The sequence below is a fragment of the Candidatus Cryptobacteroides sp. genome, from assembly GCF_056207615.1.
In genome coordinates this window covers 1-13,069 of sequence record NZ_JBAEER010000189.1, presented here as the reverse complement: position 1 = coordinate 13,069, position 13,069 = coordinate 1, and the positions used below count along the sequence as shown (strand labels likewise).

The window sequence follows — 13,069 nt, the reverse complement described above, 5'->3', positions numbered from 1 at the left end:
CAAAATTCTGCCAGGCTACCACTCCACGATTGGCCAACCGTCAGAGCTCCACTTGATCTCCCTGATGACGAGCTTCGAAGCGCCGTTGTCTGAAAGATCATATCCGTGAGCGATGAAGTAGCTCTTACCACCGAAGTCGTATGCTGCGTTGTGACCTACGCCTGCCCAATCCTCATTACCTGCGAGCACGACAGAACCTCCGCCGTAGGCCATGTCCTTGCCGTCCTTGTCGAGATATGGGCCAGAGACCTTCTCGCTGCGACCGACTACGACATTGTAGTTCGAGCGCGCACCGCGGCAGCAGTAGTCGAATGAAGTGAAGAGATAGTAGTAGTCACCATGCTTCATGATGAACGGAGCCTCAACTGCGCCGTCACCTGCATTCGAGTCAGGCTGCTCGAACTTTCTCTCCCTTCGGCATACGGAGTACCACTCCTGCGGAACTGCAGGACCGCTCATATCCTTCTTCATCTTGAAGAGCTTGATACCGTCCCAGAATGAGCCGAAATCCATCCATGGAGTTCCCTCCTCGTCCACGATGACGTTAGGGTCGATCGCGTTCCACATGTCCCTGTTCGGAACCGACTGGATCACACAACCCTTGTCCACCCACTTGAAGTCAGGGCTCTTAGGATTGAGGGTCTTGTTGGTGGCATGTCCTATCATCGATGTATTCCTGCCGAAAGCCGAGCATGAGTAGAAGATATGCCACTCGCCTTCATAGAAGAGCACGTCCGGTGCCCACATGTGTCCACGGAAGTTTGGAAGCATCTCCGTAGTCCACGCAGGTGCAGACTCGAACACGCTGTTCTCGAACTTCCATGTCTTCATGTTATCGCTGGATGACATCACCGAGATGCCCATGCCTGTTGCGAAGAGATAATATGTGTCGCCTTCCTTAGCCATCACAGGGTCGTGAGTTCCGACGTCCTCAAGCTTATAGGAATCCTTTCTCTGGGGAGCCTGTGGCTGCGCGAATGCTGAACCCGCCGCCACAATTACCGCCATGGCGGTCAAAATAATCCGTTTCATGTCAATTCAGGATAGAAAAAGCATGCTCGACGACAACTTGTATCGCCGAGCACGCAAATATAACAACTTTTAGAGATACATGTTAGGGCGTCCGGGAGTAGGGATATTGTCGATCACAGGATCACCTTCCGCATGAGCGGCCTTGAGGTAAGATGGTTGCCATTGCCGGACTGGTGTCCGTCCTCGGCCTCATTTCCGCCTTCCAGGCGCGATTCTCGGAGTGATTCCGGTGTGTTTTTCGGCGTGATTCTCGACGTGTTTCTCGGAGTGTTTCTCGACTAGATTCCAGGCTTTCTCCGCACGGTTTCAGGGTATCCTTGCTCATTCCCCCGCCTTCTACGCCCATTTCCCCGCTGCGAACTCAAAAAATCATCAATATTTTTCAGTTCGCGACAGCCAGAGGAGACCGGTTCGACATAGCGAGTGTCACGACGTCCAAGAATCGGTCTATTTTTGTATCTCGTGCCAGCAAATCTGTCTAATCTGTCCATTTTCCTGCCACGACATCCAAGAATCCTTCATTTTTTGTACTTCGTGCCAACGTCAAAGGAATATAGCATTAAAACTCCCACAACTTGTGGGAGAATTTCAATCATTTGATTCTCTGACAAGACTATTACTCCACCAGCTTGGTGGAGAAAATGACTTCCCCGCTGCGAACTCAAAGAATCTGCAATATTTTCAGTTCGCGTCGCTCATGAGAAACTGCATCAGTATCCTCAATTGGTAACATAAAAGTATGGTCGGAGATGTTTTCATGCAGACCCCGACCATACCAAATAACCTAAAAAGAATGAAATAGTGTTCTGCTAGAACACAAGACCCAAAGAAACGGTAAATCCGCTTATGTAGTTCTTATCCTTCATCGCAGTCTTGATTGCATCCCCCAGTTTTACTCCAGAGTTTGCGTCATCCATATAAAGTTTGCCCATATTCCTGTAATACTTTAAAGAAAGTTGGACCGGACCATATGCAAGTCCAAGACCTCCGCCAAGTCCATATTCCATCTTCTTCACAATATTATCCTTTATTTCCTGCATGTCCGGAATCTCTGGAAGATCAACATCAGCATCCTCCTCAAGGCTTCCGTTAAGAATATCCTCAAGATTGAATGACGAGCCGAATAATTTGCTCTTTTGAGTGACACCATATCCGATGAATGGCTCAACAAAGATGAATGGCCTTAAATTATTTTTAAAATTCACTCCCCATTGAAGTTGAACTGGCACTTCGATGAAACCGACCGACGTCAGAAGTGAGGTCTTCTGAACCATGTCCTTGACACTGATCTTCTTAGTCGTATACATTATGGAAGGTTGAAGTGCAAAACCAAGAGGGAGTCCTATTCGGGTCGTAAAGCCCACGTTGAATCTCTCGAGCGCACTTCCAGACTTTCCTTCTTCTTCGGCACCACCGAAATTCACGCCGACTACCACGCCTGCCATGAAGGTCTTCTGCAGGTTGCCCAGCAAGTTCATTGCGACTGGTGTCGCATTTTCACCATGGGATGCATCGACGATCGACGCGATGTTGCTTACCGCATTGACACCATTCTGCACCTGAGAAATCACGTTATTCTGAGCACTCGCTGCCGTGTACAACAACAAAGAAACCACAGAAATCATGAGTGTCTTTCCAATTATGGTTGCTTTCATTCGCTATGTCAATAAAGTTTATAGAGTTGGACAGGATGATACATTCCTGAGCTGTAATCGCCCCAATCGGCATAGATGAATTGATGCCATTTTTCATCATAGCAGAGAGTATGACCGTGGTAGCCCTGAATGAGGATGCAGTGGTTGGTTGAGTCATAAGTAATGGTATGAGGTATCGGTTCCTCGGCCCACTTGTCAAACACAGCTCTCTCACTGTCCTTACATCCAAGGTAGAAATCCTTGGACGAGTAGAAGGCGTATTTGCCTTCTGGCAGGCGGCTGATGGTGAAGTAGGCGTCCTCGTTAGCAGCAGTCACAAGGATGTGTCCATCTTCGGCATGAGTTCCCTGTCCGTTGTAGCTGTTGTAAATTCCTGACAAGTTACCCGGAAGAAAAGACTCTTTCCCTGCCTGGTCATATACAATGAGGTACTTGCCTTCCCAGTTTTCAAGTTCTTCATCAATCCTTACATAGTATTTTGACTCCTCATCGTCGTCATCATCACCGTAACCGGGATCCGTGCCCGTACCTGGGTCATCGCCACGCCCCGGCCTGTCATCCTCAGGGATGTCCGGCGAGTCATCATCATCACCGAATACTTGCAGATCAGACAGTCTCATATAGAAAAGACCAAATTCATCTCCCGCCAATTCTCCGGTGGCAACCATAATCGGAACATTATACCAATATGTTATGTCTGTTTGGGAAATCTCTTCAGTAATGCCAGGACCGGTACAATGGACACATTTCATAGTATCGATTACAGTCTCCTGATGCTGGTACCCATGGTAGTTGCCGTTTTCCATCTGATCCCACCTGTAATAATCCACCTTTCCTATCACGTCCTGTTCCACAAACAAACCGACCATATATTTGACATCGGCTGTGAATCTCATGATTCCGCTGCTGATCTCACTGAGGTCTACATCGTAATCTTCCAAAAGGTCTTCATTGTAGGAATTCACATTGAACGTTCCGATGTAGTGATAGCCTTCCAGGTACATATGCCTAACAATAGTACCCTGCTCGTAGACCTTCCTGCCATATTCATCAACTATGAGCCTTACCGACCCGGTGGATGATGGATCCACAGGTTTGTATTCCGCCACGAAACCTTTGAATTTGTTCGTAGGCTTAATCGTGAAAGTCTCGACAGGCTTGCCATCTCCACCCAAAACGCTCGTCTCGAAAGAATAGTCATAGTTGAGAGGTCCAGGAACACGGTAGTCGTGGCTGATTTCTCCATTTTCATCTGCCTCGTAGTATACAATGTCATGGATAACGAGGCCGTCTTCCCTCGTCGTAGTGCCTTTCGTCCCAGAAGGCATGTTTGAAACGACCTCCACCTTTACCAAGGACTTGTTCGCCGGAACCTTACCGCCATTTTCTTCTCGCGTATAGTTTACAGCACTGGCTTTATGACTGATTTTCTTCTTGTCATTGTAGCCCATCCTGAGATCCTTGATATCCTTCTTATTCTTTGGTTCGATGGTATTTGGATAGCTGTAGAGTTTTGTCTTCTTCACGATCTCTATTGGCTGGAGGTTGGCCAAGACCTTGTATGACGGAGTGAAGATGGATTTTCGTCTGACAGCTGAAAGAGCAAGATCTGCTCCCGAATAAACATCAAAGGATCCAGATATCTTGTCTTCTACATATTTGGCAGAAATTCCAAAACTTACATATGGATCCACTTCGACAGTGATCCCGACAGCACCTATCGGTGCAATAGTAAGTAGAGGAGCGTATGTAAATGTTGCTTCGATTGAAGCCTCGCCAGTAAAAGATGGATTAGACTCGGTGGTCTTTGATGATCTAAATTCTTTGATAGGGCTCAGTTTTCCGTTGCTGTATTCTGCTCCGACAGTCGCAGTGTATGTATTTGTAGTGACATTTCTATATCCATCGACACTTCCAGAAGCCTTGGCACCAACCTTTACACAATGTTCAAGATTTATCATCACAGGAATTGTAATGCCGTGGACTGGTACACCTATCCATTTTGTAAACACTGTCCACGGTTTCGTATTTCCTTCAAAATAGGGTCCTGTACTGAAAGAGGCTCCAAGGCTTACATCTTCACTAAACTCAAGCTTGCCTTCCAGAACTGCGCTGAGCACAACCAACTTGGCTCGAATCAAGGAGCTCACGCCGTCCGTAATTGGTCGATCAAATTGGCAGTAGACACTAGGAGTGAGTTGCATCGATGTCGAATGTCTGAAATTCAGACCAGGAAGCAACATATCTGTATATGCAAACTTGTCCGTAACATTAACGAACTTGGAGTTCTCAAAATTGAGATTTGAGCCTACTTTCGTGGCTATTCCATCAGCAGAATAGAACCCCTCTTTTGCAAATATCTGGCAGTCCTGGAAGTAACAATTAGCAGCATCTGTCGTGATGGCGAAACTCTGGTTGAAGAATAGTTCTGAAAGCTCAGCCTCACGGAATTTGAGGGTCACGTTTGCACCTCCCATATTAGCTTCTTCCACATAGCACAAAAATGGCATCGTGCCATCTGGCTCAATAATGGTGAGGGCACCTTTATACATACTCGGAACCGGTCCTATGAAACTGAGAGTGACGGTCATATCCTCCTCGTTCAACTCCAGGATCTCGGTCTTATTCCAGTCAAGAAGGAAAAAATTAGGATTCAGGGTAGCATCTTCATCGACTGGGATGAATTTTCCAGTGGTATTCCACCCTGAATAGTCGTCACCTTCAGGTTCTGCCCCAGGATTATCTATAGGGTTATCAACCGGAGGCTTTACCTCCGGTGTATTTGGATTATCTGGTTTCTGACATCCTGCAAACAATGCAACGGACATCGTCAAGGCCAGTAGCCCATGCCTCATATCAATTCTCATCTCTATTTTACCTTAGCAATGTGGCGGCACATCTGATCGTAGACCACTTTATTTTTTCGGGGTAAGCGTATTAGGCTTATAATTGAGCATATGGTCATAGAGCATGACATTGCAGAGAAGGCCTGATATACGTATGTAAAATGCACCTCTGAGGGCGATTCCAGCCATAATGACCCCCTTGGTACGGTTCATCTTCATCTTACATACGACATCCCCTGAATCGAGATCAGTGACGGTGAGTGTTCCGACTGCAACCATTCCGCCCTTTTTCATATTATTCTTTGCCATTGAGCTTCCCCACAAGGCGGCCGATCCGCTTCCTGTATCGAGAGTATCGATATCGTATCTCATCTCGTACTTGAATTTTGGATTCTCTTCATCCTTTGGAGGCAACTGTACGTTGTTTGCTTTCTTCTTGGTGCGACCGAGGAGCATCTTCATCTCTCTCCATGCAAGTCTGAACGAGTCATTGAATGACTCTTCACCTACAGTATCGTATACAAATCCATTTACCTTTGCAACTTTCCAGTCACCATCATACTCAACATCCACGGCATGGCTGACATCCATGACGATATTTATCAACTCTCCTGACTTAGCGAAATCAGTGCTTCCTTCAAGAAGAGTTACGGTGTCCCATTCCTGGGCTGATGCTGCTATAAAGCAGAATGATGCAAATGCAATAGCAAGATATTTTTTCATAATACTTTATTAAATAATGTAATCGTAATTAATTAGAATTAATGGAATCTATACCTTATGCCGATTCCCGGGCAGAACATCATGAGGCCATCTTTGTAAAGACCAACTGAGCCTCTATACATCCAATCATTGAAATGAGCTGCGAAAATAGGCTTCATATCAAGGGAAATGCTCAGTCCATATTTCATGTTAGCCTCTATTCCAAGACTAAGCTGAGGGCCGATCATTCCACCTCCAAAGTTCTGCGATGGCCCATAGTCATACCAATTACCTGTACAAAGAGCGTCTCCGACCCATCCTCCGGCTATACCAATGCCTGCATAAGCATTCATATCAGCGAATGAGAGCCATTCTGGTTTTGCAAAAATGTAATTGACTACAACGCTACCCCACCCGCCTAATGTGAAGCCATAGTCATACGATAGAATTGCGTCCGCTTCGACAAACATCTTGTCATTAGCTAGACTGTGCTGGTAAGAAAATCCGACACCTTCGCCTCCGAACACACTAAAGTATCCACCTATAGCACGAGGTTGCGCCAGAGCCGTCACCGCAATGAAAGTCATTGCAAAAAGAACGATAATCTTTTTCATCTGGAATTAGTTTAGATATTGGTACATGTATTTAACGTGAACAAAAGTACCTATCGACATCGACAATATCTTTATCAATCCGCAGATTCATTCTTCCGAATTGATAAGTCTGCGAAAACACATATCACATTTACACAACGTAAATTCCAAATTTTACAAAAAACTGCCACCCAGAACCCTGGATGACAGGAAATAGAGATTTTGGATGATTACAGTTTCTTACGATATTCCCCGGGGGTAAATCCTGTCGTCGCCTTGAACTGACGCGAGAAATTGCTATGCTCACTATAGCCTACTTTAAGCGCAATGTCAGAGAATGTCATCTCAGGATGCGACTTCATGATGGCCTGAGCTTCTGCGACCCTGAGTCCCCCGATGAAAGTATTGAAATTGACTCCCTCCTCCGTATTCACAAGTTTCGACAGAGTACTCTTGCTGACGGCAAGAGTCCTTGCCAACTGCTCTACGGTCAGACCTTCTGTAAGGTATAATTTTTCTTCGATTATCCTGTCCTTAAGGCTTTGCCATGAGATTGACACGACCGTGCCAACTGAATTATCCGGCTTATCATCGATAAGTCCTGAGATCTTGAAAAATATAGAAGGATACTGTACAAACAGAACGCACATGAATGCGTACAGTGCAAGCATAATCAGATTGAAAAGTCCGCCCCAGAACATATCCAGGGTTAGGCAAATACAGACCGAATCGGCTCCTGCAAGTTGAGCTCCTATGAAACTGTATAACGCAAGACGATACTTTGCGCTTGGCACATCAGAAAGGAAGTTGCCAAGGGATTCACTGTACGATTTTTCTTCCCTAAAGAACACTACGGCATAATACAGAATCTGTCCAATGTATACTAGTAGCCAGAGCATCCTGACGATAACACCTGGATTTGTCATAGAATGGAAGAATAAATCCCATGACGACAAGCGAATGAATGGACAGAAAGGCTGTACGATAGAATAGGTCAAGGCACAAATTAGCAAAGGCAAAAAATTATAGAATACCTGCCTTCTATGAACTATGTTAAGATTCAACAGATTCAAATGTGCCAACCCCAGCAGACATACCTGAATATGGGAGGATATGAAGAATGGGATGAACAGAAGTTCGCGTGGCAATCGAGCCTTAATAAGGCAATAGGCACCAAGGCTCACGAAAGACAATGCCATGAAAACCAATGATATCCTATATCCCTTGAGACGAGAGTCGCCACGACCAACTGGTATGACGGCAAGGAATAGCCCCATCACGATCAGTCCAATGATCAGGATCTCGTATGACTGCAAAGTAAACTCCATTTCGCAAATATAGTATAGATTATCTATATTTGTAGCTTGGAAAAAAGCATGTTATGGCAGATTCAAATTTCATAGACTACGTAAAGGTCTTCCTGAGATCAGGTAACGGCGGTGCTGGTTCAATGCACCTCCGCAGGGAGAAATATATACCTAAGGGCGGTCCCGACGGTGGTGACGGCGGACGTGGCGGACATATCATCCTCCGCGCCAACCCTCAGTTCTGGACTCTCATCCATCTGAAGTACCGCAAGCACATCATGGCCGAGAACGGCGAAGGCGGAAGCGGTCAGCTGCGCCACGGAAGGAACGGAACAGACGTGATACTCGACGTTCCGCTCGGAACGGTCGCAAAGGACGCCGAGACCGGAGAAGTGCTCATGGAGCTCGTGGAGGCCGGAGAGGAGAAGATCCTCGTTCCAGGCGGCCGCGGCGGACTCGGAAACAACAACTTCAAGTCAGCAACCAACCAGACCCCTCGCTACGCCCAGCCGGGTGAGGAAGGCCAGGAAGGATGGTTCATACTCGAGCTCAAGGTCCTCGCGGACGTGGGTCTCGTAGGCTTCCCTAATGCAGGTAAGTCTACCCTGCTCGCAGCCGTGAGCGCCGCAAAGCCGAAGATCGCGGACTACGCGTTCACCACCCTCGAGCCAAACCTCGGAATCGTGAGATACTTCGACGACCAGTCGTTCGTCATGGCAGACATCCCGGGCATCATCGAAGGTGCGCATGAAGGCAAGGGAATCGGACTCCGCTTCCTCCGCCACATCGAGCGAAACTCCATCCTCCTGTTCATGCTCCCGGCCGACACCGACGACTTCGCAAAGGGATACGAGATACTCCTGAACGAGCTCAAGATGTACAACCCTGAGCTCCTCGTGAAGGGTCGTGTCCTTGCAATCTCTAAGTCAGACATGCTTGACGAGCAGATGAAGAAGGAAATCGAGCCAACCCTCCCTAAGGATGTGCCGCACATCTTCTTCTCATCCGTTTCGGGCGAGAACCTCAACGCGCTCAAGACCCTCCTCTGGGACACTCTCCACGAAGAGGCTTAACGCAGCGGGCAGAACGTAACAGACAGAACAAGCAAAAGTTGCAAAAGCTGAACAAACGAACATACAACAAACATAAGAACCAAGACAATGGCAAAGTATTCAATCGGAACACTCTGTGTCCAGGCAGGCTACAGCCCAAAGAAGGGTGAGCCTCGCCAGATGCCAATCATTCAGAGCACAACCTTCAAGTACGAGAACAGCGAGCAGATGGCCGCTCTCTTCGACCTTGAGGAAAGCGGATATTTCTATACACGTCTCCAGAACCCTACCAACGACATGGTAGCGGCAAGGATCGCTGCCCTCGAGGGCGGTGTCGCAGCCATGCTCACCTCTTCGGGCCAGGCAGCGAACTTCTTCGCATGCTTCAACATCTGCGAGGCCGGCGGACACATCGTCAGCGCGACCAGCATCTATGGAGGTACCTTCAACCTCCTCGGCACCACCTTCAAGAAGATGGGCATCGACGTCACCTTCGTTGACCAGAACGCTTCCGAGGAAGAGATCGAGAAGGCTTTCCGTCCTAACACCAAGCTCGTGTTCGGCGAGACTCTCTCCAATCCAGGAGTCATGGTCCTCGACATCGAGAAGTTCGCTCGCATCGCCCATAAGCACGGCGTTCCGCTCATCGTGGACAACACCTTCCCTACTCCTGTGAACTGCCGTCCTTTCGAATGGGGTGCGGACATCGTGACCCACTCGACTACCAAGTACATGGACGGTCAGGGCGTTCAGGTCGGCGGCTGCGTCGTTGACAGCGGAAACTTCGACTGGGACGCACAGAAGGACAAGTTCCCAGGCCTCACCACTCCGGACATGTCATACCACGGCATCACCTTCACCGAGAAGTTCGGCAAGCTCGCATACATCACCAAGGCGACCACCACACTCATGCGTGACCTCGGCAGCATCCAGGCTCCTCAGAACGCATTCTACCTCGGCCTCGGTCTCCAGACTCTCCACGTACGCATGCCAAGGCACTGCTCAAGCGCCCTCAAGGTCGCTAAGTACCTCGAGTCGAATCCGGACGTCGCATGGGTCAACTTCCCGGAGCTCGAATCCTCTGCAGACCATGCGAACCAGCTGAAATACATGCCTGACGGCACCTGCGGCGTGATGTGCTTCGGTCTCAAGGACCAGGGCAAGCTCAACGCGCGCGAGTTCACCAGCGTATTCATGGACAAGCTCGAGCTCATCACCATCGAGACCCATGTAGCCGACTGCCACACCTGCGTGCTCCATCCTGCATCCCACACCCACCGTCAGCTCACCGACGAGCAGCTCCGCGATTCCGGTATCGCACCTGAGCTCATCCGTCTGAGCATCGGTCTTGAGGATCCGGACGACATCATCGCAGACATCCAGAACGCAATCGATGTAGCCAAGGGCTGCTAATCCTGCATATAGCCTATCACTATGAGAACACGAATCATCGCGCTTCTGTCCGCTTCCCTCCTCCTCGTCACCGCGATGCCGGCGGGAGCACAGAAGTACAAAGCATCGAAGGACAAGACCGTCCAGAAGATCATAGAACTCGGCCAGACCGACAACACCACCATGGAGATCGAGGATTTCATCGCGAACCGCATCGGTGGACGTATCGTCGGATCGGACGCACTCCAGTACGCAGAGAAGTGGGTCGCACAGCAGTTCAAGTCATGGGGACTTGAGGTGATGGTGCAGGAGGCCGGTGAGATCAACGTCGGCTTCAACCGCGGTCCATGGTTCGGAAGGATGCTCGGCGAGGGTGACATGAACCTCCATTTCGCCACTCCTTCGTACACCGCCGGAACCAAGGGTCCTCAGAAGGGTCATGTGGTCATCGAGCCGAAGACCCAGAGGGAGTTCGACAGGATCAAGGGCCTCATCAAGGGCGCATGGGTCCTCGTCGGCGGCAAGTCCAACGGTTTCCCTGTCAGCGCGGAGACCAAGGACGCGGACGGCAACATCCTCGTTCCTTTCTTCGACGAGATGGTCAAGGCCGGTGCGCTCGGATTCATCCAGTCTTCCGACGTGCCGATGAAGATACTCTACGACCGTGCGAACTGCTACAAGCTCACCATGGACACTCTTCCAACAGTGTGCGACATCAAGCTTGACAGCGAGCAGTACGACATCATCTACAAGAAGGCCAAGGAAAGGCGCGACTTCCTCCTCGAGTTCGACATCAGGAACCACTTCGTTGAAGGTCCGGTGAAGTACCACAACGTTATCGGTATCATCAAGGGCAGCAAGTATCCTAACGAATACGTGCTCACAGGAGGCCATCTCGACGCCTTCGACGGTGCCACCGGTGCCATCGACGACGCACAGGGTACTGCAGTGACCATGGAGTCGGCAAGACTCATCGCTCTCTCAGGTGCAAAGCCTCTCCGCACCATGATGTTCTGCATCTGGACCGCAGAGGAGTTCGGCCTGCTCGGATCGAAGTTCTTCGTCGAGAGCGGCGTCGCTCCTATGGGCAAGATCTCGAACTACTTCAACCGCGACGGAGGTCCTGAGGTTGCCGTATCAGTGACCGTACCTCCTGCCATGTATGACGATTTCGTGAACATTTCGGCACCGCTCGCGAACCTCAACCCTGAGTTCCCATTCACGGTGAACAAGAATGAGAGCGAGCCTCGCCCACGTCCTACCACTGCCGGTGGTTCGGATCATGCGTACTTCGCGATGAACGGCGTGCCTACAATCTCGCTCGACCTTCGTGACGTCAAGGGCTACGGCTTCGACTACGGCGAGATCTGGCATAGCGAGAGGGACATGTACAACAAGACCATTCCTGAGTACATGGAACATTCTGCCATCGTCAATGCCGTCATGGTATACGGTCTGGCGAATCTCGACCATATCCTCGACCGCACTGGTCTGTACGCTGACTAAACCTCCGGCACGACACAAGCAACCGCTGTCGTAACTATCTGATTTCCAGCAATATCCCATATGGACGGTTCCCCCGAAAGAGGGAGCCGTCCGTTCGGTATACCGCTATCAGTCAACGGGTTACGGCAAAGCCAGAAGGCAAAGCTACTCAGACCAGAAGGCAAAGCTATTTCGAAATCCTTGAACCGAAAGGAGTGCGGGCAGGACGATTGATGAGCTTCTCTGCCTTGAGGCGGTCGAAATCGACAGGAGCCGTGATGAACTCCGGAATATTATATGATCGCATCTGATTCCGATAGTAGCTGCGAGGATTCTCCTGAGGCACCAGGAAAGGCTTTGTGACGTTCCCGTCCTCGTCTATATGGCTGATGAAAGGCCTGGTGAACATGCCGTCGAGCCTGCGGCTTCCGAGCACGAACCAACGGCTGTTGCTGCTCCAGTTGTGGTAGCTGTCTGCAGAGCCGGAATTGGCCGTCGCGAGAGGCCTGTTCTCCCCTGTCTGGAGATCATAGAGCCATAGATCGGACTCAGGATGCCATATAGAGAAGTTTCCGTACTCCGAGAGCGCGTACATGATATACCTGCCGTCGAAAGAAGGGCGCGGGAAGGACACGCTGCTCCCGTGTGCAGAAGCCTCGACGAGTACCTCGACCGGACCGGAGATCTCACCGGTGGCAGGATCGAAGGCCACCTTGCAGAGGTCATAGTGCACGTCCCTGATGTTCAGAGGAACATTCACCGGCCTCGCCTTGCAGAAATAGAGCGTACGTCCGTCAGGCGAGAAAGACGGGAAGGTCTCCCACGCAGAGTCACCCGAAAGCTCTGGATAATGGATGAGCTCATTCTTCTTCACGTCGTATACATAGACATCGGACGCGCTGTCGAAGACCTCTATGAGCTTCTCGTTTGCTACATGGAAGGTCTGGAGAGTCGAGTTCGAAGAATATGCGATATAGTCGCCGCTTGGATGCCAGTAAGGATAGA

The 13,069-nt window shown here is 49.6% G+C and carries 10 protein-coding genes; 3 read left to right on the top strand and 7 right to left on the bottom strand.

All coding sequences use genetic code 11. The features are described 5' to 3' along the window. Positions 1-15: 15 nt before the first annotated feature. From AC06ND_RS10305 to AC06ND_RS10280, 6 genes are all read right to left on the bottom strand, one after another. The gene (locus AC06ND_RS10305) at positions 16-1,008 is read right to left on the bottom strand and encodes a family 43 glycosylhydrolase (RefSeq protein ID WP_475678895.1); all 993 of its coding nucleotides are present in this window, start codon (positions 1,006-1,008) and stop codon (positions 16-18) included. Between the two features lie 833 nt (positions 1,009-1,841). Beyond that, positions 1,842-2,687 (bottom strand): outer membrane beta-barrel protein, encoded by an 846-nt coding sequence (locus AC06ND_RS10300; protein WP_475678894.1) that lies wholly within the window; start codon positions 2,685-2,687, stop codon positions 1,842-1,844. Positions 2,688-2,695: 8 nt separating this feature from the next. Continuing rightward, positions 2,696-5,554 (bottom strand): hypothetical protein, encoded by a 2,859-nt coding sequence (locus tag AC06ND_RS10295; protein WP_475678893.1) that lies wholly within the window; start codon positions 5,552-5,554, stop codon positions 2,696-2,698. A gap of 48 nt (positions 5,555-5,602) precedes the next feature. Next, positions 5,603-6,256 (bottom strand): hypothetical protein, encoded by a 654-nt coding sequence (locus tag AC06ND_RS10290; protein WP_475678892.1) that lies wholly within the window; start codon positions 6,254-6,256, stop codon positions 5,603-5,605. A gap of 38 nt (positions 6,257-6,294) precedes the next feature. Then, positions 6,295-6,849 (bottom strand): hypothetical protein, encoded by a 555-nt coding sequence (locus tag AC06ND_RS10285; protein WP_475678891.1) that lies wholly within the window; start codon positions 6,847-6,849, stop codon positions 6,295-6,297. A gap of 209 nt (positions 6,850-7,058) precedes the next feature. Next, complete coding sequence (locus tag AC06ND_RS10280) at positions 7,059-7,754, bottom strand: helix-turn-helix domain-containing protein (RefSeq protein WP_475678890.1); 696 nt, start codon at positions 7,752-7,754, stop codon at positions 7,059-7,061. Between the two features lie 455 nt (positions 7,755-8,209). On the opposite strand from AC06ND_RS10280, the gene obgE reads away from it, so the two are divergent. From obgE to AC06ND_RS10265, 3 genes are all read left to right on the top strand, one after another. Further along, positions 8,210-9,208 carry a GTPase ObgE gene (obgE, locus tag AC06ND_RS10275; protein WP_475678889.1) on the top strand — a complete coding sequence of 333 codons (999 nt, stop codon included), beginning with the start codon at positions 8,210-8,212 and terminating at the stop codon, positions 9,206-9,208. An 87-nt stretch (positions 9,209-9,295) separates the two neighbouring features. Next, a complete protein-coding gene (locus AC06ND_RS10270) occupies positions 9,296-10,600 on the top strand; it encodes an O-acetylhomoserine aminocarboxypropyltransferase/cysteine synthase family protein (protein WP_475678888.1) in 1,305 nt (434 codons plus the stop codon). Positions 10,601-10,621: 21 nt separating this feature from the next. After that, positions 10,622-12,085, top strand: coding sequence for a M28 family metallopeptidase (locus AC06ND_RS10265; RefSeq protein WP_475678887.1), 1,464 nt, complete (start codon positions 10,622-10,624; stop codon positions 12,083-12,085). 166 nt (positions 12,086-12,251) lie between these two features. Here AC06ND_RS10265 and AC06ND_RS10260 read toward each other — a convergent pair. Further along, a partial coding sequence (locus AC06ND_RS10260) for a TolB family protein (protein WP_475678886.1) occupies positions 12,252-13,069 on the bottom strand: 818 nt, incomplete at its 5' end.